The sequence below is a fragment of the Micromonospora sp. NPDC005979 genome, assembly GCF_040614415.1.
Taxonomy (GTDB): domain Bacteria; phylum Actinomycetota; class Actinomycetes; order Mycobacteriales; family Micromonosporaceae; genus Micromonospora.
Genome location: NZ_JBEXUR010000006.1, coordinates 12,516 through 33,767 on the forward strand (window position 1 = coordinate 12,516; position 21,252 = coordinate 33,767).

Annotated in this window: 23 protein-coding genes; 13 read left to right on the forward strand and 10 right to left on the reverse strand. The window is 73.8% G+C overall.

The window, feature by feature from the left end:
* Positions 1-42 precede the first annotated feature (42 nt).
* From ABZ272_RS11980 to ABZ272_RS11990, 3 genes are read right to left on the reverse strand one after another with little or no spacing between them, the layout of a single operon-like run.
* Positions 43-570 (reverse strand): PH domain-containing protein, encoded by a 528-nt coding sequence (locus tag ABZ272_RS11980; RefSeq protein WP_355049931.1) that lies wholly within the window; start codon positions 568-570, stop codon positions 43-45.
* Positions 571-580: 10 nt separating this feature from the next.
* Positions 581-1,042 (reverse strand): hypothetical protein, encoded by a 462-nt coding sequence (locus ABZ272_RS11985; RefSeq protein WP_355049932.1) that lies wholly within the window; start codon positions 1,040-1,042, stop codon positions 581-583.
* On the reverse strand, positions 1,042-1,521 hold the full coding sequence (locus ABZ272_RS11990) for a hypothetical protein (RefSeq protein ID WP_355049933.1): 480 nt from the start codon (positions 1,519-1,521) through the stop codon (positions 1,042-1,044). Before ABZ272_RS11990 ends, ABZ272_RS11985 begins: the two co-directional genes overlap by 1 nt.
* 44 nt (positions 1,522-1,565) lie before the next feature.
* On the opposite strand from ABZ272_RS11990, the gene ABZ272_RS11995 reads away from it, so the two are divergent.
* From ABZ272_RS11995 to ABZ272_RS12025, 7 genes are all read left to right on the forward strand, one after another.
* Positions 1,566-2,543, forward strand: a complete 978-nt coding sequence (locus tag ABZ272_RS11995; protein WP_355049934.1) for a WYL domain-containing protein — start codon at positions 1,566-1,568, stop codon at positions 2,541-2,543.
* 91 nt (positions 2,544-2,634) lie between these two features.
* Entirely contained in the window at positions 2,635-3,267 is a 633-nt protein-coding gene (locus ABZ272_RS12000; protein ID WP_355049935.1) for an ATP-binding cassette domain-containing protein, read from the forward strand.
* Positions 3,264-4,544: an extracellular solute-binding protein gene (locus ABZ272_RS12005; protein WP_355049936.1), complete on the forward strand. Its 1,281-nt coding sequence runs from the start codon at positions 3,264-3,266 to the stop codon at positions 4,542-4,544. Before ABZ272_RS12000 ends, ABZ272_RS12005 begins: the two co-directional genes overlap by 4 nt.
* On the forward strand, positions 4,541-6,307 hold the full coding sequence (locus ABZ272_RS12010) for an ABC transporter permease subunit (protein ID WP_355049937.1): 1,767 nt from the start codon (positions 4,541-4,543) through the stop codon (positions 6,305-6,307). The genes ABZ272_RS12005 and ABZ272_RS12010 overlap by 4 nt, the downstream gene beginning before the upstream one ends.
* Complete coding sequence (locus ABZ272_RS12015) at positions 6,304-8,703, forward strand: tetratricopeptide repeat protein (protein ID WP_355049938.1); 2,400 nt, start codon at positions 6,304-6,306, stop codon at positions 8,701-8,703. Before ABZ272_RS12010 ends, ABZ272_RS12015 begins: the two co-directional genes overlap by 4 nt.
* Before the next feature lie 72 nt (positions 8,704-8,775).
* Positions 8,776-9,399, forward strand: a complete 624-nt coding sequence (locus ABZ272_RS12020; protein WP_355049939.1) for an ABC transporter ATP-binding protein — start codon at positions 8,776-8,778, stop codon at positions 9,397-9,399.
* Entirely contained in the window at positions 9,396-10,826 is a 1,431-nt protein-coding gene (locus tag ABZ272_RS12025; protein WP_355049940.1) for a DUF6297 family protein, read from the forward strand. The genes ABZ272_RS12020 and ABZ272_RS12025 overlap by 4 nt, the downstream gene beginning before the upstream one ends.
* 12 nt (positions 10,827-10,838) lie before the next feature.
* Here ABZ272_RS12025 and ABZ272_RS12030 read toward each other — a convergent pair whose 3' ends face one another.
* Together ABZ272_RS12030 and ABZ272_RS12035 are read right to left on the reverse strand one after the other, a co-directional pair.
* Entirely contained in the window at positions 10,839-11,870 is a 1,032-nt protein-coding gene (locus ABZ272_RS12030) for a PHB depolymerase family esterase (protein ID WP_355049941.1), read from the reverse strand.
* A 163-nt stretch (positions 11,871-12,033) separates the two neighbouring features.
* Positions 12,034-12,750 carry an SDR family oxidoreductase gene (locus ABZ272_RS12035; protein WP_355049942.1) on the reverse strand — a complete coding sequence of 239 codons (717 nt, stop codon included), beginning with the start codon at positions 12,748-12,750 and terminating at the stop codon, positions 12,034-12,036.
* A gap of 69 nt (positions 12,751-12,819) precedes the next feature.
* Here ABZ272_RS12035 and ABZ272_RS12040 point away from each other — a divergent pair, with 69 nt between their 5' ends.
* Complete coding sequence (locus ABZ272_RS12040; protein WP_355049943.1) at positions 12,820-13,635, forward strand: helix-turn-helix transcriptional regulator; 816 nt, start codon at positions 12,820-12,822, stop codon at positions 13,633-13,635.
* A gap of 29 nt (positions 13,636-13,664) precedes the next feature.
* On the opposite strand, the gene ABZ272_RS12045 is transcribed toward ABZ272_RS12040, so the two are convergent.
* Genes ABZ272_RS12045 through ABZ272_RS12055 form a run of 3 tightly spaced genes read right to left on the reverse strand, consistent with a single transcriptional unit; the run spans position 13,665 to position 14,908 of the window.
* Positions 13,665-13,964, reverse strand: a complete 300-nt coding sequence (locus ABZ272_RS12045) for a hypothetical protein (protein ID WP_355049944.1) — start codon at positions 13,962-13,964, stop codon at positions 13,665-13,667.
* Entirely contained in the window at positions 13,912-14,256 is a 345-nt protein-coding gene (locus ABZ272_RS12050; RefSeq protein ID WP_355049945.1) for an MBL fold metallo-hydrolase, read from the reverse strand. The genes ABZ272_RS12045 and ABZ272_RS12050 overlap by 53 nt, the downstream gene beginning before the upstream one ends.
* 22 nt (positions 14,257-14,278) lie before the next feature.
* On the reverse strand, positions 14,279-14,908 hold the full coding sequence (locus ABZ272_RS12055) for a hypothetical protein (protein WP_355049946.1): 630 nt from the start codon (positions 14,906-14,908) through the stop codon (positions 14,279-14,281).
* A gap of 150 nt (positions 14,909-15,058) precedes the next feature.
* On the opposite strand from ABZ272_RS12055, the gene ABZ272_RS12060 reads away from it, so the two are divergent.
* From ABZ272_RS12060 to ABZ272_RS12070, 3 genes are all read left to right on the forward strand, one after another.
* Entirely contained in the window at positions 15,059-16,159 is a 1,101-nt protein-coding gene (locus tag ABZ272_RS12060) for a DUF5919 domain-containing protein (protein WP_355049947.1), read from the forward strand.
* Between the two features lie 74 nt (positions 16,160-16,233).
* On the forward strand, positions 16,234-17,109 hold the full coding sequence (locus ABZ272_RS12065; RefSeq protein WP_355049948.1) for a pentapeptide repeat-containing protein: 876 nt from the start codon (positions 16,234-16,236) through the stop codon (positions 17,107-17,109).
* 165 nt (positions 17,110-17,274) lie between these two features.
* A complete protein-coding gene (locus ABZ272_RS12070; RefSeq protein WP_355049949.1) occupies positions 17,275-17,517 on the forward strand; it encodes a preprotein translocase YidC in 243 nt (80 codons plus the stop codon).
* Here the strand turns inward: ABZ272_RS12070 and rnhA are convergent.
* On the reverse strand, positions 17,514-17,978 hold the full coding sequence (rnhA, locus tag ABZ272_RS12075; protein ID WP_355049950.1) for a ribonuclease HI: 465 nt from the start codon (positions 17,976-17,978) through the stop codon (positions 17,514-17,516). The two genes, ABZ272_RS12070 and rnhA, sit on opposite strands and share 4 nt — an antisense overlap.
* A gap of 83 nt (positions 17,979-18,061) precedes the next feature.
* On the opposite strand from rnhA, the gene ABZ272_RS12080 reads away from it, so the two are divergent.
* A complete protein-coding gene (locus ABZ272_RS12080) occupies positions 18,062-18,790 on the forward strand; it encodes a tyrosine-protein phosphatase (RefSeq protein ID WP_355049951.1) in 729 nt (242 codons plus the stop codon).
* Positions 18,791-18,839: 49 nt separating this feature from the next.
* Positions 18,840-19,949, forward strand: coding sequence for a serine hydrolase domain-containing protein (locus ABZ272_RS12085; protein WP_355049952.1), 1,110 nt, complete (start codon positions 18,840-18,842; stop codon positions 19,947-19,949).
* A 10-nt stretch (positions 19,950-19,959) separates the two neighbouring features.
* On the opposite strand, the gene ABZ272_RS12090 is transcribed toward ABZ272_RS12085, so the two are convergent.
* Positions 19,960-21,204: a lycopene cyclase family protein gene (locus ABZ272_RS12090; RefSeq protein ID WP_355050211.1), complete on the reverse strand. Its 1,245-nt coding sequence runs from the start codon at positions 21,202-21,204 to the stop codon at positions 19,960-19,962.
* Positions 21,205-21,252: the final 48 nt, after the last annotated feature.

Here is a 21,252-nt window from a genome sequence, read left to right on the forward strand (position 1 = left end):
GGCGGTGGTCGGACCCTAACACCGCGACCGAACGGCCGTTAACTAGCGCCGGACCACCTGCGGGCCGGAGCGGCGGGAGGCCCGCTCGGCGTCGAGCTGGGCGAGCATCCCTTCGAAGTCGTCCGAGGAGAGGACCGGCCCGATGTCCTTGCGCCAACCCATCTCCCGCGAACGCCGCTGCACCGCCGACTCGAAGTCTCCGCCGGTCGTGCGCACCCAGCAGGCGTCGCGCACGGTCGGTTCGCCGAGGAACAGCGCGGGACGCGCCTCGAACCCGGTCACCTCCGACCACCGGAACGTCCGCGTGCGGAAGATGTGCCGCAGCCGTAGGCCCTCGTCGTTGACGTAGATCCCGGTCAGGTGCATCCGGAACGCGAACGTCAGCCACACCCCGAGGATCGGCAACGCGCCAACCATGCTCAGGGCGTCGCTTCCGTCGACCGTGCCCGCGGCCAACGCGCGCCCGGCAAAGACCACCACGACCGCCGCCATCGTCGACCCGGCCAGCACCATGAATCCGGTGAACACCTGCCGGAAGCCCCACGGATCCACCCGCCGCCATCTGCGCACGACCCGCAGGCTAGTCCATGGACGCTCGCGTCGATTCCATGATCCAGTTCGTCTCCCAGGTGCGTTCGCCGTCGACCGAGAACGCCTGCTCCCAACGGGCCGTCGTCGCGGTGATCCCGGACCAGATGAACCGGCACCGGACCGGACGCCCCTCGTGCTGGTCGTCGGCGTAGAAGCGGCCGACCCCGTCGACGAAACGACCGACCACCGGCGGCTGCTCCAGCTCGCCGCGACCGCTGTTCATCCAGTAGATCGACCACTGCTCGCTCGCCGGGTCGAAGATCCTGATCGTGGCGCCGGAGAAACCCCTGGTCGGGAAGGTTATCTCGTCGAAGTTGCCACCGCCGCCGAAGAAGCTGTGCGCCACCGACACACCGGGGAACTCGTCCCACTCGTCGCAGCCGGTCAGCCGTTCGCGCAGCCGCCGGTTGACCACGTTCCAGGTGCCCACGTAGAAGTCGAAGTCGCCCATCAGTGGCCCACCGGCCCGTCCGCTCGCGAGTCGCCCAGATAACCGACCAGGTCGGGGGTCTCCGGGGCCAGCAGGTGCCGGACCCAGGCGGCCCGCTCGTGCTCCAGCACCGCCAGCTCCCAGACGCAGCCGACCTCGCGCCGAGCCAACTCGACGAAATGGGTCGGGTCGTCGTCCGGGCAGTCCAGCACCGGCTGACCGGCCACCGCGATGTGCGCCTGCAACGCGTTGTCCCACACCCAGGTGTACGCCAGCAGGTAGGCGCCGGTGTCCGCGCCCCGGTGCAGCACCACCCACCCGGCGGCCGGGGTGTCGTCACGAACCGCGTGGGTCAGCAGCGCTGGCAGTACGTCGTACGCGGCCTTCTCCACCTCCGGTTCGATCGGCTGTCCCGGCTGGTCGATGTGGTAACGCTTGAGCTGCCAACCGTCCACCACGATCGGCTCCAGCGTTCGTAGATCCTTGTCGTGAAATGCCATGCCGGGACGGTAGGACCACTTCGCTGACAGCTAGTGTCAGTGAAGTGCGGGCCAGTCGACTCATCTCCGTCCTGCTGCTGCTCCAGTCGCACGGCCGGCTGACCGCCGCGCAGCTCGCCGAGCGGCTGTCCGTCTCCCCACGCACCATCTACCGCGACGTGGAGTCGCTGCACGCCGCCGGCATCCCGCTCTACTCCGAGGCCGGGCACGCCGGCGGTTACCAGCTCGTCGACGGCTGGCGGACCCGGCTGACCGGCCTGACCGCCGAGGAGGCCGAGCGGCTCTTCCTGGCCGGGCTGCCCGGCCCCGCCGACGAGTTGGGCTACGGCGACGTGGTGGCGGCACTGCGACTCAAGCTGAACGAGGCGTTGCCGACGCCGTTGCGCGACCGCGCCATCCAACTTCAGCAACGCTTCCATCTGGACACACCTGGCTGGTACGCGGACGGCGACGCCTCCCCCGAACTGGCCCGCACGGCCGAGGCCGTCTGGCGGCAGCAGCGCGTGCGGGTGCGTTACCGCGGTTGGCGGGGCGAGGTGACCCGGGTGCTGGAGCCGTACGGCCTGGTGCTCAAGGGTGGCCGGTGGTACGTGGTGGCCACGCAACCGGGCCGGGCCGGGCCGGCCACCTACCGGGTCAACCAGATCCTCGCGTTGACCCCGCTGGCCGAGGAGTTCGACCGGCCGGCCGACTTCGACCTGCCGGCCTGGTGGCGCGAGCACGTGGTGCGGTTCCGCGCCCAACTGCACCAGGACGAGGCCACCGTACGCCTGTCCCCCGCCGGCCGGGAGCGGCTGCGGGAGATCGGCAGTGATCCGGTGGTGGACGCGGTGGACGCCACCGCCGGTCCCGCCGACGCCCAGGGTTGGGTGACCGCCGTGCTGCCGATCGAGTCGTTGACCCACGCCCACGGTGACCTGTTGCGCCTCGGCGCCGACGTGGAGGTGCTCAGCCCGGGCGCGCTGCGCGAACGCCTGGCCGCCACGGCCGCCGGCCTGGCTGCCCTCTACGCCCCCGGGTAGGCGCCGCCGCCTTCCACCACATTGGAAGATCCACGGGACATCGACTGTCGGCCACGTATGCCACCCTGGGACGCGTCAGCGGTCACCGGAGGTGAGGGCAACGTTACGACTACGCGCGCTGGTCGCCGTCCCCGGCACCGGCCCGGTCACCCTCGGCGTCGCGGCCGGTGAGACGGCCGCGCTGGTCGCGCCGCCCCGGGTCGGCACGGCCGTGGCCCGGGTGCTGGCCGGCCTGGCCGCCCCGGTCACCGGTCGGATCATGGTGGGCGAGCGGGACGTCACGGCCCTGCCGCCGCCGCGCCGGCAGATCGGCTACGTGCCGGCGGGCGGCGCGCTGCTGCCGCAGCTCACCGTGCGCCGCAACATCGAGTACGGCCAACGCAAACGCGAACGGGTGCACGAGATGGCCGACGACTGGACGGCGACGGTGGTGGAGCGGCTGGAGCTGGCGCCGACGCTCGACCTGCTCCCGCACGTGCTCTCCGACGCGCAGCGGTTCCGGGTCGCGCTGGCCCGGGCCGCCGTCTGCCTACCCGAGGTGCTCGTCGTCGACCTGCCCGTCGAGCCGGCCGGCGGCAGCCGCCTCGGCGACCTGCTGCCCCGACTCGCCCCGTCGGAGACGCCGGGGGTCGCCACACTCGTCTGCACCGCCGATCCGTCCACCCTGGCCGAGATCCCGACGCGGCACCACCTGGTCACCGAGCCCGACGAGGTCCCACGGTGACGCCGGCCGGCGGCCTCACCCGCCGTACGCTGCTGCGCGCCGCCGCCGTCGGCGCGGCGGCCACGGCGGCCGGGTGCGGCGGCGGCACCCGCTCGATACAGGTGGCGGTGGTCTGGAGCGGCAGTGAGCTGGAGCGCTTCCAGAAGGTCGTGGACGCGTACCGCGCCCCCGCCCCGGTGCGGGTGGTCAGCGCCGGCAACGACATCGACGCGTTCCTGCGCGCCCGACACCTCGCGGGCACCTCGCCGGACGTGGCGATCCTCTCGCGTCCCGGCCTGGTCACCGAGTACGCCGCGAAGGGCTGGCTCCGCCCGGTACGACCGTCGGTCGAGTACGCGGTGCCGATCGGCCTCGGCGACCTGCTGATGGCCAAGGGGCAGCGCTACGGCCTCTGGGTCAAGGCGGCGCACAAGTCCCTGATCTGGCATCTGCCCTCGATGCTGCCCGAGCCGCCGACGAGCTGGGACGAGCTGGTCTCGTTGACCCGTCGTCTCGGCGCGCTCGCCCGCGACGGCGGCCCGGCGCCACTGGCCATCGGCGCGGCGGACGGCTGGGTCCTCACCGACTGGTTCGAGAACGTGCTGGCCGACCTCGCGCCCACCGCGTACGACGCTCTCGCCGCCGCCGAGGGTGACTGGCAGGGCCGGGCGGTGCGCGATGCCCTGGACCGGCTCGCCGAGCTGTGGAGCATCGACGGCGCGTTCCCCGGCGGTGGCAGACGTGCCCTGCTCACCCAGTACGAGGAGTCGGTGATCCAGGTGGTGCGCTCACGGCGGGCGGTGATGGTCTTCGAGGCCGATTTCACCGCCGAGGTGGTGGGCCGGTTCCGCGGCGGCACCGAGGAGCCGGTCACCTTCCGCTTTCCGAGCGCGGGGGCGGGCAGCGGCGCGCTGATCGTCGGCGGCGACGTCGCGGTGGCGTTCGACCACGACCGGGGCGGCCTGGAGCTAGTCGAGTGGTTGACCCGGGCCGACTCGTTCGCTCCCTGGTTGCAGGCCGGCGGCTACCTGTCGCCGAACACGACCATCCCGCTGGACAGGTACGACGACCCGGTCCGCCGGCAACTGGCCCGCGAGATGCGCGGACCGGACACCCTGCACTTCGACCTCTCCGACCAGTTGCCGGGGGCATTCACCGGCTCCGACGGCGTCGGCATCTGGCGCATCATGCAGGACTTCTTCGCCGACGTCACCGGCGGCGTGCCGGCCCGTCGGGCGATCGACGACGCCACCGCGCAGCTCGCCGCGGCGGCCCGTGACGCGGGCAGTGACCGGTGAGCGAGACCCGGGTGCTCGGCGAGCTGGCGGTGCTCGACGACGTGGGCCCGCCGCGCCGGGGCCGGGCCTACCCGGCGGCCGGCGCGACCTCCGCGCTGCTGCTGCCGGCCGCGTTGCTGCTCGGCGCGCTGGTGCTGTGGCCGGTGCTGCGCACGCTGCACGCCAGCGTCACCACCGACGGTCACTGGGTCGGCGCGGAGCACTTCCGGGCCGCCCTCGACGCGCCGCACACCGGCGCGGTGGTCGGCCGTACGGTGCTGTGGGCGGTGCTGGTGCCGGCCGTGGTGACGGCGTTGGGCTACCTGTTCGCCGTCGTGTCGCGCCGCTCCCAGGAGGGTGGCCTGGTCCGCCTGATCCTGCTGGTGCCGGTGGCGTTGCCGCTGGTCGTCACCGGGGTCACCTTCCGGCTCATGTACGACCCCGACCCGACCCGTGGCCTGGTGACCCTGCTCGCGGCGCGGGTGACCGGCCGCTGGGCCGAGGACGCCCCCCAACTGCTCGGGCCGGGCCTGGTGACGGTGGCGTTGATGTCGGCGTTCGTCTGGGCGTGGGTGGGGCTGGCCGTGCTGGTCTTCCGGGCCGCGCTGGACCGCGTACCGCCGAGCCTGGCCGACGCGGTGCGCGCCTACGGCGGCGGCCGGCGACACGTCCTGTGGGACGCGCAGTGGCGGCCGCTGTTGTTGCGTACCGTCGCGGTGGTCTTCGCCCTGGTGGCGCTCGGCACGAGCCGCACCTTCGACCTGATCCTGGTGATGACGCCCGGGTCGGTCCGCGACGACGCGGCGGTGCTCGCCCTGCGGGTCTGGCAGACCTCGGGCGGCACCACGACCGGGCAGGGCGCCGCGCTCGGCGTCGTCTGGCTGGCGGCGGTGGCCGCCGGAGTGCTGGTGGCGGCGTTCTTCGTCCGCCAGGCGTGGCCGCCGCCGCGCGTCGAGGCGACGCCCGACGCGGCTCCGACGCTGCCGCCGCGCCGGCTGTTCCGGGTGCTCGCCGCCGCCGCCGCGGTGGCCTGGCTCTTTCCGCTGGTGGTGCTGCTGGCGACCTCCGCGCACGGGCAGGTCGACGCCGCCGCGCAGGGCTGGTGGTCGGCCCCACCGGGCGCGGGCTCCTACGAGGCCCTGCTCGGCGGCGACGAGCTGTGGCGGGCACTGGGCTTCACCCTGCTGCTGGCCACCGTCGTCACCGCGACGGTTCTCGTCGTCGGGCTGCTGGCCGCGTACCCGCTGGCGTGGCTGACCGGGCCGGCCGCGCAGGCGACCGGTTTGCTGCTGATGGCCGCCACCGTCGTCCCGGTGCAGGTGATCGCCGGGCCGGTCAACGAGGTGCTCGGCCTGGTGCTCTCCTCCGGCACCGCACGCGGGTTGGCGCTGGTGCACGTGGCGCTCGGGGTGCCGTTCGCGGTGCTGGTGCTGCGTAACGCGTTCGCCGACCTGCCGGCCGACCAGGTGCGCGGTGCTCGGCTGGGCGGCCGGCGCTGGTGGGGGACGCTGCGTCGACTGGCCCGGCACAACCTGCCCGCCGTGATCGCCGTCTCCGTGTTGGAGTTCGTCCAGGTCTGGAACGACCTGGCGGTGGGCCTGCTGTTCAGCGGCCCGGAGGCCACTCCGCTCGGGTTGTTCCTGGCCGGGCAGAGCCGCGGCTTCGTGTCCAACAGCGGGGTCCTGGCCGCCGGTTCGGTGCTCGCCTCGGTGCTGCCGGTGGCGCTCATGGTGCTCGCCCGGCGGCAACTCGTCGCCGGCCTGGTCTCCGGGGGCGTACGGTGACCCGCCCCACCGGGGCGCCGGGTCGAGGGCCGAGGTGGCCGCTGCTCGCCGCCGTCTTCTCGCTGCTCGGCGGCGTGCTCGGCAACGTGGGCATCAATCTGCTCTCCGAGCTGGTGAGCAGTGCGCTCGGCCCGGCCGCCGAGCTGCTCGGTCCGGCGAGCATCGTGCTCGGCCTCGTCGGCGCGATCGGCTTCGGGGTGTACGCGCATCAGCGCCGGTCGGGGCGGGAGACCGGTCCGGAACCCACCGAGGTGGTCAGCACGCCGGTCGACGATGTGCCGACCCTGCCGTACACGGCGGGGTTCACCGGCCGCGACGAGCACGTCCGGGCGGTGCTGGACCTGCTCGCGCGCGAGCATGCCGTGGCGGTGCTGGGCCGGCGGGCGGTGGGCACGTCGGCCTGTGCCATCGAGGCGGCGAACCTGTGCCGGGCGGACTTCCCGGACGGGCAGTACCACTTCGACCTGCGCCGGGGTGGTCGACCCCGTTCTCCCCGGCAGGTGCTCACCGCGTTGGCGGGGGTCCTGGGCAGCGCGCCGCCGGTGTCCGGCCGCCCGGACGCCCTCGCGGCCGCGGCCGCCGCGATCCGCCGCAAGATCGACGGGCGCAAGATCCTGCTGGTCCTGGACAACGTCGACCGGCCCGAGCAGGTCCGCGCGCTGCTACCGCCGACCGCGCGTACCTGCCGGCTGCTGCTGGCCGGCGGTCCCGCGCTCAGCGGCTTGAACGGAGTGGTGGAGCACTGGATCGCCGAGCCCGGCCCGGACGAGGCGGTCGAGCTGTTCGCCGCCGCGGGCGGCGCCGCCCCGGCCGCCCGGGTCCGTCGCGCCGACCCGCGTACCGATCCGGCCGTGCGCGAGATCGTCGACCTGTGCGGCCGGCAGCCGCGCACCGTCCGCGCGCTGGGCTACCGCACGGCCCAGCACGGCTGGCGGCACGTCGACGTCCTGGACGCGCTGCGCCGGGCGGTACGCACCCCGCCGCACCAGCGGGTCGCCGTCTCGCCGGCCGCCCAGCTCGTCACCGAACGGGACACCGCCTACCGGGCGTTGGCCCGCGAGGCCCGCCGGCTCTACCGGCTGATGTCCCTGGCGCCCGCCCCGGTGGACCGGCCGACCATCGCCGCGCTGGCCCGCCGGCACCCCGAGCGGATCACCGGGCTGCTGGACCAGTTGGCCGCCGCCGCGTTCGTGGTCGGCGCCCCCGGCGACCGGTACGAGGTCCGTCCGCTGCTCGCCGCGAACGCCCGCCTGCACCTGCGCGACGCCGATCCGGCCCGTTCCCGGGTCGCCGCGCAGGCCCGGCTCACCCGGCAGCTGGCCCGGCGGGCGGAACGGCACGCCGCCAACCTGACCGTGCTGGGCTCCCCGCCGGACCGCGAGTGGTCGCTGCCGCTGGACGACGACCCGTACGGCTGGTTCGACCTGCACCAGGAGTTGCTGCTCGCGGTCGTCCGGGTGCCCGCCGGGGCGGCCGAGACGCTGCCCCGACGGGTACGCCGGTGGTGGTTCCGGTTGGCCGTGGCGCTGTGCGGGTGGCTCGCCCACGTCGAACGGCTCGACGAGTGGGAGCAGGTGTGCCGCACGGTCCTGGCCACCCCGACGGCCGACGACCGACCGGAGATCGCCGGCTGGGCGCACAACGAGCTGGGCGTGCTGCGCCGACGTCGGCACGACCCGCAGGGGGCGGCGGCGGCGCTCACGCTCGCGGTGGCCGAACGCGGCCGGCGGGGCACCGCCCAGGCGCGGATGAACCTCGGCCTGGCCCTGCTCGACCTGGGGCAACTCGACGACGCGGTGGAGCACCTGGAGCTGTCCCGCCGGCACCGCTCGTCCGCGGACCGGGCCGGGCACGCCCTCACCCAGCTGGGCCTCGGCGCGGCACAGCTGGCCCGGGGCGAGCTGGACGCCGCGCACCACCATCTGGTGCGGGCGGCGAACACGTTCCGGTCGGTGGGTGACGCGCGCGGTTACGCCGCCGCGCTGACCAACCTGGTGCTGGTGCACGCCAGCCTCGGCGAGCACCTGGACGCGGCGCAGGCCTGGCGGGCCGCCCTGCGCGAGTACGAGTCGGTCAACGATCCGACCAGCCGCGCCGCCGCGCTGCTGAACGCCGGGGCGACGCTGCTGACCAACGCGCCCGGGCAGGCGCGGACGGCGTACGAGCTGCTGGCCGAGAGCCGACGGCTGCGCGCGGACGTCCGGCCCACGGCGGGGCTGGGGCGTACCCTGCTCTACCTGGGCGACGCCGCCGCCGCGCTGGGCGACCGGTCCGACGCGCGGCGGCTGTGGGCGGACGCGGCGACGGTGGCCGAAGAGGTCGGCGACGATCGGGCGCTGGCCGCCGCCGACGAACGCCTGGTACACGACGTCGAAGCGCCGCCGGCCACCCACTGAGCGGTGTGTCCCCCCGGGTCGGCGTGATGTCGATCGCTCGTCGTGGTCGGTGGCGTCGGTCTGGGAGAGTGTGTGACCGTGGACGCTCTCTCGGTGCGGGGACTCAGCCGCAACTTCGGCAACCTGGTCGTGCTCGACGATGTGACCTTCACGTTGCCGCCGGGCCGGATCGCGGTGGTGCTAGGCCCCAACGGCAGTGGCAAGACCACGCTGCTGCGCTGCGTGGTGGGCGCCGACCGGCCGGACGCGGGCGAGGTGCGGGTGCACGGGTACCGGGCCGACGAGACCGACCCGCAGGTGCGCTCACTGGTGGCCGCCGCCCTGGACGACATCGACTTCTTCCCCGACCTGTCCGTGGTCGAGCACCTGGAGCTGGTCGCGTACGCGCACGGGGGCAACGCCGAGCCGGTCGAGGAGGTCCTCACCGAGCTGGGCCTGGAACCGGCCCGTGATCAACTCCCGGTCACCCTGTCCAGCGGGCAGCGCCGCCGGCTCGCGCTGGCGTCCTGCTTCGTCCGGCCGCGTCGGGTGCTGATCCTCGACGAGCCGGAGCAGCGCCTCGACGTCGCCGGACGGCAGTGGCTCGCCGACCGGCTGCGGCGCGAACGCGACGCCGGCACCACCGTGCTGATGGCCTCGCACGACCCGGAGTTGATCGACGCGGTCGTGGACGAGCGGATCGAGATCGGCCGGTGACGGCCGCGCCGACCACGATCGCCGAAGCGCCCGCCGGGCTGCCCACGGCCCGACAGGTCCGTACGCACCTGCGCCGCGCCCGCCGCCGCCACCACGAGCACTCGCTCGGCGATGTGCTGGGCGACGCCTACGTCATGGTCCTGTTCGTGGGCATGTACGGCTGGTTCGCGATCAGCGCCAGTCGCAACATGCTGGACTCCCCCACCGTGGGCCAGGCCGAGCCGGGGGTGCGGTGGTGGCTGGCCCTCGCCGCGCTGCTCGCCGGCGCCGGGCTCGTCTGGCGCGGCCTGCGCGCGTTCGGCCCGCTGCTGGTCACCCCGGCCACCCAGAGCTGGGTGACCAGCGCGCCGATTGATCGGCGAGCCTGGCTGGCGCCGCGCCTCGCGGTCCTGGTGGCGGGCGCGGCGGTCGGCACGGCCGCGCTCGGGGTGGCCGTGGCGGCGCTCGGCGGTGTCAGCGACCCGGCGACCCTGGGCTGGGCGGCCGCCGCCGGCGCGGGCTGGGGTGCCGCCACGCTGGCGCTCAGCGTCGTCGCCCAGAGCAGCCGCACGGGACGGCGGTGGCCGGCGCTGGCCGGCGCGGTCCCGATGGTGGCCGCGGCCTTCATCACCGCCGTGGTGGTGCTCACCGGCCGCCTCGGCGAGGGACTACCCCGGCCGTCGTCGACGCCGACGATCGCGCTGGTCGCCGTCGCCGTGCCGCTCGCGGTCGTCGCCACGGTGTTGGCGGTACGCGCGCTGCCCCTCGTCGACCGGGCCACCCTGACCACCGGCGCGCAGTTCGCCAACGCCGCCGCAACGGCCACGATCCTGCTCGACCCGAGCCTGTTGACCGGCCTGGTGGAGAGCCGTCGTTGGCGGCGGGTCGGCCGGGTCCGCAGCAGCCGATTCCTGCCCGGTCCGGGCTGGTGGGCGTTCCCCCAGGCGGACGTCCGACGACTGCGCCGGCACCCCAGCGCCCTGCTGATCTGGGCGGGTCTCGTCGGTGTCCAGTACGCGGCCGCGCTCGCCCTGCCCGGCCTGGCCGGGGCCGCGCAGGTGGTCTTCGCGTACCTCGCCGTCGACCGGCTCACCGGCGGACTGCGCGCGGTCAGCCGGTCGGCCGGGCTGCGCCGGGCGCTCGGCGGCGGCGACGCCCTCCTGCGCGGCGTCCACGTGGTGGTGCCGGCGATCGGCGCGGGCCTGTGGTGGCTGCTGACCCTGCCGAGCCTGCCCAGCGTCGACGCGGGCCCGACCTGGCTCGCGCCGACGCTGGTGCTCGGGGTGGTGGCCGCCGCCTTCCGGGCCGGCACCCGCCCGGCGATCGACTACGGCGGCGCGACGGTCAACACGCCGTTCGGAATGGTCCCGGTCGACCTGCTGCGGCAGGGTTCCCGGGGGCCGGCGCTGCTCGCCGTGGTCGTCCTGCTCCAACTGTTCCTGGGCTGAGGGCAATCGCCGTCAGCCGTCCAGGCGGCGGACCATGTTCATGATCGTTTCGAGCTGGGCGCCGCCCTTGATCGGGAAGTTGGTCGCGCCCAGGTAGCCCCACCAGTCCCAGCAGCCGTTGGGATTGCTCAGCGCCGTGCCGGCCTGCGGATAGAGCACGACCAGGTTGTTGGTGTCCGCGTACTGGTTGAGGTTGGCCCGGTCGACGAACGCCGTGCCCACCGACCCGGCCCCCTGCACACAGCCGTGCAGCGCGACCAGCAACCGGCACGACTGGCCGGCCGCGCACGCCGACGGGACGTACGCGTAGCCGTTGGCGTCCATGCTCAACCCGTTGGCCCACCCGTTTACGGCGAACGTGTTCTGGTCGAAGCGCACGAGCGTGCCGCCCAGCGCTCCGGTGTTGCGCGCGTTGACGCCGCCGAGCAGTTTGCGCAGCAGGGCGTTCTGCGGGTCGGTGCCGCAGTCGTTGAGGTAGGGCGACGCGGTCGCCGTACATCCCAGCGTGCCGTACGGGGTCACCCACGCGTGGCCGGCGGCCGAGCCGCTGTCGTACTGCACGCTGGCACCGAAGCGTTGGTAGTAGCGGACCAGGTCGTCGGTGACGGACTTCTTGACGGCGGTGTCGTTGTTGCCGTGGAACACGTACACCGGATCGCCGGAGAGGTTGCCGACCGGGTCGACCCAGCCGTACGACGCCCAGGCGCGGGTGTACGTCTCCAGCGCCGACACGTTCGTCGGGTAGATGTTGTCACCGCAGCCGTAGAGCGCCTGGGCGACGGTGTTCTGGGAGCAGTAGTAGGGGCCGGCGGCGAAGACGGCCGCGCCCCGGATCCGGGACGAGTAGGCGACGTGCAGCTGGGTGGCCATGTAACCACCGGAGGACACCCCGGCCACGTACACCCCGGAGATGTTGTAGGTGCCCAGCGAGCCGGACACCGGTGGCGTGGTGGCGGGGGTGGCGGCCTGGGCGGGGGCAGCGGCGGTCAGGATCAGCAGCAGGACGGCGGTCAGGGCGGTGGCGGCTCTGCGCGGTGTGGTCATGGACGCTCTCCTCGGCAGCGCCGGCGGGGGCGTCGACGCGCGCCGAAGCTATCGTGACGTGGACCACACCCGACATGAGCCCGACCGACACGCTTGTCGATGCCGTTGTGTGCGCCGCCCACCCACGAGGGTGATGGCGACGCGCCCGCCGCCGCCAAACGACTCACCAGGGCACCGGCGTTCCGTCCCAGGAGAAGAAGCCACCGGTGGGGCCGTCGTCCGGCAGCAGGGCCAGGCGGAGGGCACCCTGCGCGGCCTCGGCCGGGTCACCGCCGGAAGCGGCGGCACGGGGGTTGAGATCGGTGGCCCGCAGGCCGGGGGCGAGCGCATTGACCTTGAAGCCGTCCTCCGCCAGCGTCTGGGCGTAAAGGACGGTGAGGGCATTGAGAGCGGCCTTGGACGACCGGTAGGCGGCTGCGGCGCCGCTTCCCGGGGTGAACTGGGGGTTGGGGGCGGTGCTCCAGGTCAGCGACGCGGTGCCACTGGAGATGTTGACGATGCGCGGACTCGGAGACCGGCGCAGGGCGGGCAGGAAGGCATTGGTCACTGCCACCACACCGAACACGTTGGTCTCGTAGGTGCGCCGGTACTCCTCGACGCCGGTGCCGGTCGGCGGATCGAGGGACGGCGAGATGCCGGCGTTGTTGACCAGCACGTCCAAGCGGTCGAGCTGAGCCGCGGCCTGTGCGACGGCGTCGGGATCCGTCACGTCCAGGATCAGTGGACGGGCTCCGGCTCCGATCTCCTCGACCGCCCGCTGCCCGCGCCCGGGGTCACGGGAGCCCACGTACACGGTGAGACCCTCGGCCGCGAGCAGGCGGGCGATATCCTTGCCGATGCCCTTGTTGGCACCGGTGACCAGAGCTGTGCGTTTCTCCATGACCCCAGTTTTCCCTGGTCGGGAGCGCCCTGGCAGGGACAGCCGGTACCAGGCAGGCAAGGAGGCCACATGGCGAGGCAGGAGCTGGCGCACTACCTGCGGGACCGCCGGGCGGCCCTGCGTCCGGCCGATATCGGCCTGGCGGTGACGGGCACCGACCGCCGTACGCCGGGTCTGCGCCGCGAAGAGGTGGCGGAACTCGCCCACATGTCGGTCGACTACTACACGCGGCTGGAGCAGGCCCGGGGGCCGCGGCCGTCGGCCCGGATCCTGGACGCGCTGGCCCGCTCACTGCGGCTCACGCCGGCCGAGCGCAGCCATCTGTTCCGCCTGGCCGGTTCGAGCGCGCCGCCCGGCGTCAGCGCAGTACGGCGGGTGCGCCCACACGTGGCCCGGATGCTGGAGCGGCTGCCGGAGACCGCTGCCATCGTCACTGACGCGGCGTACGACGTTGTCACCTGGAACCCGCTGGCCCGAGCGCTGCTCGGCGCCGATGCTGGAGGCGGGACGACGAACCTGGCCCGACGCCGTTTCCTGGGCCAGGGGCAGATGTACGAGAGCTCCAGCGCCGAGGAATTCGGGCACATCGTGGTGGCGCGGCTACGCCGGGCCGCGGACCGCTACCCGCGTGACCCGCAGCTGGCCGCGCTGCTGGCCGAACTGCACGCCGGCAGTGCGGAGTTCCGACAGATCTGGGAGGCGCGTCCGGTCCACGCTCCCGGGCATCGCACCAAGACCCTGGACCACCCGGAGGCCGGTGCGCTGCGGTTGAACTGCGACGTCCTGCTCGTGCCCGAGGATGACCAGGAGGTCGTCCTGATGACGGCCGACCCCGGATCACCTGCTGCGCGGGCCCTGCGCAGGCTGGCCACGCAGGCGACGTGAGACCAAGGACGCGCTGACGGCCGCGTCGCTCAGGCGGTGTCGCCCGGCGCGAGGTGGCGGTAGCCGGGGATGGTCTCGGCGAACCAGCCGGCCACACTTGCCAGGCCACGGTCGTTGAGCTGCGCGTCGTGGATGGGGTACGCGGCCTCGGCGTCCACCGCGCGGGCGAAGCGGATCGCCTCGTCGAGGCGGAGCCACGACCCCTGGGCGGGCACGAGCAGGGTGCGCACCGGCTCGTCCGGCACGTGCACCGAGTCGCCCGGGTGGTAGAGCCCGTCACCGACCAGGTAGCCGAGGTTGGGACAGTCGGGCTGACCGTCGTGGATCACGGCGTGCCGGCCGCCGTGGGCGCTCACCGGGATGCCGGCGGCGGTGAAGCGCTGCCCCGGACACCGGCAGCGGGGCGAGGTCGGGCAGCCGGGCCCCCTCTGGGGCGTACACCGGCACGCCGAGCCCGGCCAGCCGCAGCACGTCCACGTGGTCGGTGTGCTCGTGAGTGACCAGGACGGCGTCCGCGCCGACCAGCGCACGCGGTTCGCTCCAGGTGCCCGGGTCGATCACCAGCACCGCGCCGTCGTGCTCGACGCGGACGCAGGAGTGCGTGAATCGGGTGATCCGCATCCGGTGACGGTACCCGCGATCATCAGCGACGACCGGCGCCGGATCTGGTGGTACGTCCCCTCGACATGCGGACGATGTAGAGGAACTGCGCTCCGAACGCCGCGAGCGCGACCGCCACCCCGGCGACGACCATCAGCCAGTGCCAGTCCCCGACCATGCCGAGGACCAGAGCGACGGCTGACCCGACCAGCGCCGCGTTGACCGCGCCCACGAGCGCGGCCGTGGTGAGCAGGAACTCCCAGCGCCCGGGCCGGGTGCCCACCAGCATCCGGGCCGCATCCGCGCTGTCCTCGGACGCCACCGCGTCGGCGAAGAAGTCGTGCTCGCTGGCGAGACGGTGGTGGTAGTAGGCACGGATGCGCTGGATTCGCCTCATGTCCAGCGAGTTCTCCACCATGGTCTCGACCAGCCGCAGGAAGGTCAGGAGCCCGATGACCACCAGGATCGGCAGCACCGCGCCCAGATAGGGCCGGACCACCTGGTCGTTGCCGGCGGCGAAGCCGAGGCCGATCAGGGCCGCCGACAGCACGGACAGAAAGATGGTGGCACGGCCGGTGGCCTCGTCGATCGTGCCGGCGCGGGACGTCTGCAGGGCGTAGTGCTCGGTGTTGAGGACGCTCAACAGCGCCTTCTCGCGTTCCGCGTCGTCCACACCGTCACCTTCCGCGTTCGCCCGACTCCGATACCGTCACCCTACGAGTGGCACGGCGGGCCCGGCCGACGAAAGCGAACGGGACAGCGATCGGTAAAGCCGGCACGTATCCTCCGCAGTCTCGGCGGGGCCACGACGGAAGGGGACCGGATGCCCGAGTGGGTGGGTCGGGGCGAGAGTGGTGGCCGGCAGCGACGCGCCTTCGTCGTCGGTGGAGCGCTGCTCGGCGTCGCGGTCGTGATGTTGCTGGCCGCCTGGCGCAGCAGCGGCTTCCTCAGCGACCTGCTGCTCAACATCGGCTCCAGCGTGGTCCTCGCCGCCATCTCGTACGTCATCTTCGACCCGTTGTTCGAGGAGGCCCGCCGGGCCCGGGTGCAGGAGCACCTGAGCTTCGACCAGCACGCGTTCGTGGCCCGGCTGCACCGCTGCGCTCGCCGGGTGCGCATCCTGGACACCTGGACGATCCTGCTGGAGGACACCCACCGGGAGGAGACGTTGCGGGCGGTGCGAACGGCCCTCGCGAACGGCGCCCAGGTGCAGTTGCTCCTGCTCGACCCGGACTGCACGGCCGCCCAGCAGCGCTCGGAGGAGTTGGAGAGGCAGCGGGTGGACGTGCCGCGCCAGATCCGTACCAACCTGCGGCACCTGGCGCTGTTCCAGGACACCCTGGACGCCCGGTTGCAGCGCCGGTTGCAGGTTCGCCTGTACGACGCGTCCCCGTCGATCCAGCTCTACCAGTGGGACAGCCGGGCGCTGATCTCGTTCTTCCCGATCGGGAAGCTGTCGTTCAACGTGCCGCAACTCGAGGTCGACATGGACAGCCCCTGGGGTGGGTTCGTGCACGCGCGTTTCGAGGAGCTGTGGGAGCACGAGCAGGCAACCGTCAACTTGGAGCGGTACTGGTCGGTCACGGTGACGCTGCGCCACGACGACTCCGACGTGGTCACCATGCAGGTGCCCTACGTCAGCGTGGACGGGCAGCACTACGTCGACTGCGGCGGGGTCCAGGTGAACGGTCCGCTGACCGTGCGGGCCGTGCTGCCACCGCGCGCCCCGGGTGGCACCCCGGCGGTGTTCGCGCTGGCGGAACTCGTCGAGGAGGACCCCACCCCGGCCGCCACCGTGCGCCGGCACTTCGATCAGAAGTACGGCGGGGGCCAGCGGGAGATCCACCGGCTGGTGCCGCCACCGGGCGGTCCGCGTACCCCCGATCCTCGCTCCGCGGCGGCCAGCGACGCGCACGGACGGTGACCCCGTCCCCGGCGGGGACACGACCCCCGCGACAATGGGGGTACGCCGCCCCCATCGCCAGGAGGACCGCTCACGTGTCGACGCACCCTGCGGGGCCGCCCGGGCCGACGCGTCTCGCCGCCGACTGCGCGCGCTGCTTCGGGTTGTGCTGCGTGGTGCCGGCCTTCGCCGCGTCGGCCGACTTCGCCATCGACAAGCCGGCCGGGCGGGCCTGCCCGAACCTGCGCCCGGACCACCGCTGCGGCATCCACACGGAGCTGCGGGAGCGCGGATTCGCGGGCTGCACCGTCTTCGACTGCTTCGGCGCGGGGCAGCAGGTCGCGCAGGTCACCTTCGGTGGGCGGGACTGGCGGGACGCTCCGGAGACCCTGCCCGTGATGGCCGAGGCCTTCCGGGTGCTGCGCCCGCTGCACGAACTGCTCTGGTATCTCACCGAGGCGTTGTCGCTGGGCCCCTCGGCCGGGCTGCGCGCCGAGCTGGACCGCGCCCGCGTCGAGATCACCGGTCTCACCGAGGGCGATCCGACAGGCCTTCGCGCCGTGGACGTCGACGCGCACCGGGCCCGGGTCAACCCGCTGCTGTCGCGCGCCAGCGACGCGGCGCGCGCTCCCGGAGGCATCGACCGTCGGGGCGCCCACCTTCTCGGCATCGACCTGCGCCGGACGGACCTGCGCCGGGCCAACCTGCGCGGCGCGCTGCTGATCGGCGCCGACCTGCGCGGCGTGGACCTCGGCCTGGCCGACGTCACGGGTGCGGACCTGCGCGGGGCCGACCTGCGCGGCACGGACCTGCGGACGACGCTGTTCCTGCACCAGTCGCAGCTCGACGCCGCGCGCGGTGACGCGCGCACGGCCCTGCCGGCGACGCTGACCCGGCCGCCGCACTGGACGGCGCTCGCGCTCACCCCGGTGCGCGCCCCCGCCGCGAGCCGCCGTGGGCGGCGACGCTGACGACGGTACGAGGTCGGCGTCCGCCGGCTGATCCCCGCGCCGGCCGAGCACCCCGTCGCCGATAACCCCGGTCACCGAGCCGGCGGCTGCCGGCGGGCGAGGTTTCGTGGGTGACGCGCCGGGTAGCCACCGCCGACGCGGATCGGCATCGACGGGAGGCACGGCGTGGGCTACCGAAAGCGCGACGGTGAGCTGCCGGGCGACCCGCAGCACAGCGAGGACGAGGCCGGCCAGGTGCCGTTGGTGCAGGTCGAGGCGGACACTGAGGTCCCCGCCCCGGCCGACACCGACGAGCGGCCGGACATCGTGACCGAGGGCGACAATTCAGGTGTCGCCGGGGGCTCGTCCGGCAGCAGCGGCGGCGGGTCGAGCATGCCGGGGCACCCCGACGCGACCCGCCGGGGTTAGCGACTCGCCAGCGCCGCGCGCGCCTCGGTCATGCCCTTGTTGGCCAGACCGTCCGCGCGCTCGTTCTCCGGGTGACCGTTGTGCCCCTTGACCCACAGCCAGGTGACCTCGTGGCGCTCGCAGGCCGCCTCCAACCGCTGCCACAGGTCGGCGTTCTTCACCGGCTGCTTCGCGGCGGTACGCCAGCCGTTGCGCTTCCACGACGCCAGCCAGCTCGTGATGCCGTTGCGCACGTACGTGCTGTCGGTGTGCAACTCGACGGTGACCGGCCGGTTCAGGCTCTCCAATGCCTGGATGGCCGCCATCAGCTCCATCCGGTTGTTGGTCGTGGGCGTGGCCTCCCCGCCGCACAACTCGCGCTCGTGGTCGCCGTAGCGCAGCAGCGCCCCCCAGCCGCCCGGCCCGGGGTTGCCGCTGCACGCCCCGTCGGTCCAGATCTGCACGCCCCTGCCCTCCACCATGGCAGGCAACCTACCGGGCGGTGACCCCGCGCCGGCCGTACGGGGGCCGCCACGCCGGGACCGCAGGCGCTAGGGTCTGCCGGATGGACCGGCACGTCGCGTTCGACCGTCTGCACAACTTCCGCGACCTTGGTGGTTACCGCACCGAGGACGGGCGTACGGTCCACTGGCGGTTGCTCTACCGCTCGGACTCGCTCGGCAAGCTGGCGGGCGCCGACCTGGACCGGTTCCACGCCCTCGGTGTGGGCACGGTGATCGACCTGCGGTATCCGTGGGAGATCGCCGCGCGGGGTCGAGCACCCCAGGTGGACGGCCTGGCCTGGCACAACCTGAGTATCGAGCACCGCACCTACGACCAGGCGACGATCGACCCGCAGCTCGACCCATGGCGTTATCTCGCCGACCGGTACGCCGAGGTCGCCGAGGACGGGGTCGCCGAGCTGCGCCAGGCGTTGGAGGTCGTCGCCGCCGCCGAGGCGCCCCTGGTCTTCCACTGCGCGTCCGGCAAGGACCGCACCGGTCTGCTGGCCGCGCTGTTGCTGGCCCTGCTGGGCGTCGACGAGGACCAGATCGCCGCCGACTTCGCGCGCACCGAGCTGGCCACCGAACGCCTCATCGCCGACTGGCAGGCCCTCAACCCGGACCGTGAGCTGCTCTGGCCCGGGTACGGTCGCGCTCCCGAGGCCGTCATCCGACACGTCCTGGCCGACCTGACCGCCGCGTACGGGTCAGTGGTCGGCTACGCCACCGACCGGCTCGGCGTCGACGAGGCGTTGACCGCCCAGCTACGGGACCGCCTCCTCACCCGATGAGGGATATTCGCGCGCCCCGGCGCGGCCCGATCTGTCAGAGTCGTTCGCCGTGGACGGAAACTGGGACGGCCTGCGGGCCGACGCACGGCGCACGATCGACGAGCTGATCGCCAGCGGGCGCGAATCCGGGGTGCAGGTCGCCGCGTACCTCCACGGGTCGCCGATCCTGGACGTGCACGCCGGCAGCGCCGATCGGGCCACCGGCCGCACGCTGACCGCCGACACGCCGATCTGGAGCGTGTCGACCGGTAAGGCCCTCACCGCTACCGTGGCGCACGTGCTGGCCGAGCGCGGCGAGCTGGACTACGACCTGCGGATCGTCGACGTGTGGCCGGAGTTCGGCCGGCACGGCAAGGACGGGGTCACCCTGCGGCACGCGCTCACCCACACCGCGGGTGTGCCCGCCCTGCCGGTGGACGTCACGCCGGAGGACTTCACCGACTGGGACCGGATGTGCGCGATCGTGGCCGACGCCGAGCCGATCGCCGCGCCCGGTGCGGTGAAGGCGTACCACGCGTGGACGTTCGGCTGGCTGGTCGGTGAGGTGGTCCGCCGGGTGACGGGCCGGCGCGTCTCGGCGGTGCTCGCCGAGGACGTGGCCGGGCCGCTCGGCGTCGCGGACGAGCTGTACCTCGCGGTACCGGCCGCCGACCTGGACCGGCTGGCCCGGGTCGAGGACCGCAACCTGTCGGCGCTGTTCGACTTCGCGAGCGCCAACCTGCCGAACTTCGACCGGGTCGCCCCGCCCGGCGTCCGGCCGGGCGCGCAGGTCGGCAGCCGGGCCGACGTCCTCACCGCCGAGGTGCCGGCCACCGGCACGATGACCGCTCGCGCGGCGGCGCGGATGCTCGCCGCGCTGATCGGCGAGGTCGACGGCGTCCGGCTGATCTCGCCGGCCCGGCTCCGGGCCGTGACGACGCCGGACGGGCCGCCCGGCCCGGAGTGGGTGTTCGGGCAGGAGACGACGTGGGGACTCGGGTACGCGGTGGACGACGACGGCTCGTTCGGCGCGGCCGGTAGCGGCGGCAGCCTCGCGTACGCGTACCCGGAGTTGGGGTTGACGGTCGCGGCGACGAAGACCCTGCTGGCGGCCGGCGACGGTGACCCGATGGAGGACCTGCGGGTGCTGATTCGCGACGCGGTGTCGGCCCGGCGCTGACCGGGTCGGGTCAGTTCTCCGAGTCGGGGACAGATCGCTGCGAACCGCCCACCACGGCCGCCGGGATGGCCGGAGCCGAACGGGCGGGCCGCAGGCGATCGCGTAGGCGTTGCGCGGCGTCGCCGGCCGTGGCGGCGATCATCGGTCCGAGCCGGGTCGAGTTCATGATCGCGATCTCCTCGGCCGGGGTGGTGACACCGTCGAGGAAGCGCAGGACCCGCTCGGCCGGGTTGCGGTCGAAGAGCCGGTCGAAGAAGTCGGGTCCGCCCACGCCACCGGAATCCAGCGCCCGCAGCGCCACCGCGTCCATCCAGCGGTGCCGGGCCGGATAGGCGGGGGCCGGCACCGGCGGCCGGCCGGCGGCGAGCGCGCGGGCCACCTGGTCGGCCTGGCGGTACATGGCGGAGAAGGTGAAGCCGGTGGAGGGGCGGGTCGCGCCACCGGCCGTGCCGAGGCGTACGACGCGCGGGGAGGGCCGGGCCGGGAACGGCGCGTCGGTCATCGGGATCACCCCGTTCTCGACCTCGCGGACCCGCAGCCCGCCCGGGTCGAGCCCGAGCAGGTCGCGGTAGCCGGCCAGCGCCGTGTCGTACCCGGCGTCGGTGAGCAGGTCGGGCGAGAACTCGGTGTACTCGACGAGGGCGTACCGGTCGCTGACCGGGAGCACGTACCCGAAGGAGACGCCCCGGGCGGGCTGCGGGGTGCGAAAGTCCATGAGCACCGCCCGTCGCGGGTCGAACACCGGCCGGTCGGCCTCCAGCCACCAGCCACGGAAGTGCTGCAACCAGGTCGTTCGGCCGGCGCGGGCCGGTGGCCGGGGGCGGGAGTCGAGCGCCCAGCCGGCCCGGATCTCACGCCCGTCGCCGGTGCGCACGACCACCCCGGTGCCGTCGTCGCGGACCACGTCGGCGGGTGCCGCGATCCGCGTCGCGTCCAGCCGGCGCTCGGCCTCGGCAGCCCGGTCGTAGACCGGGCCGGAGCGCAGCATGGCGTACCGCAGGGGGGTCAGGTCCAGAACGCGACGCCGGGCGGGCGTGACCACCTCGACCTGGTGCCAGCTCGCGCTGAGCAGCGGGTCGAGGTCGGTGTCGGGATGGCCCCAGAACGCCCAGGTGCGGTCCTGACCGCGCCGACGGACCGGGTCGACGACGGCGATCCGCAGATCGCGGACACTGTGCCGTTCCAGCGCGGCGAGCACCAACGAGGCGGCGCCCCCGCCGCCAAGAAGCGCGAGGTCGACGTCGAGGTGGGTCACCCCCACCACGCTGCCACACGCCACTGCCACGGCACCCTTCGCACCGCG

Excerpts from the sequence above, each read along its gene's own strand:
- ABZ272_RS11985 (WP_355049932.1), bottom strand. The coding sequence starts at position 1,042 with ATGGGCGACTTCGACTTCTACGTGGGCACCTGGAACGTGGTCAACCGG.
- ABZ272_RS11990 (WP_355049933.1), bottom strand. The coding sequence starts at position 1,521 with ATGGCATTTCACGACAAGGATCTACGAACGCTGGAGCCGATCGTGGTG.
- ABZ272_RS12030 (WP_355049941.1), bottom strand. The coding sequence starts at position 11,870 with ATGACCACACCGCGCAGAGCCGCCACCGCCCTGACCGCCGTCCTGCTG.
- ABZ272_RS12035 (WP_355049942.1), bottom strand. The coding sequence starts at position 12,750 with ATGGAGAAACGCACAGCTCTGGTCACCGGTGCCAACAAGGGCATCGGC.
- ABZ272_RS12040 (WP_355049943.1), top strand. The coding sequence starts at position 12,820 with ATGGCGAGGCAGGAGCTGGCGCACTACCTGCGGGACCGCCGGGCGGCC.
- ABZ272_RS12050 (WP_355049945.1), bottom strand. The coding sequence starts at position 14,256 with ATGCGGATCACCCGATTCACGCACTCCTGCGTCCGCGTCGAGCACGAC.
- ABZ272_RS12060 (WP_355049947.1), top strand. The coding sequence starts at position 15,059 with ATGCCCGAGTGGGTGGGTCGGGGCGAGAGTGGTGGCCGGCAGCGACGC.
- rnhA (WP_355049950.1), bottom strand. The coding sequence starts at position 17,978 with ATGGTGGAGGGCAGGGGCGTGCAGATCTGGACCGACGGGGCGTGCAGC.
- ABZ272_RS12080 (WP_355049951.1), top strand. The coding sequence starts at position 18,062 with ATGGACCGGCACGTCGCGTTCGACCGTCTGCACAACTTCCGCGACCTT.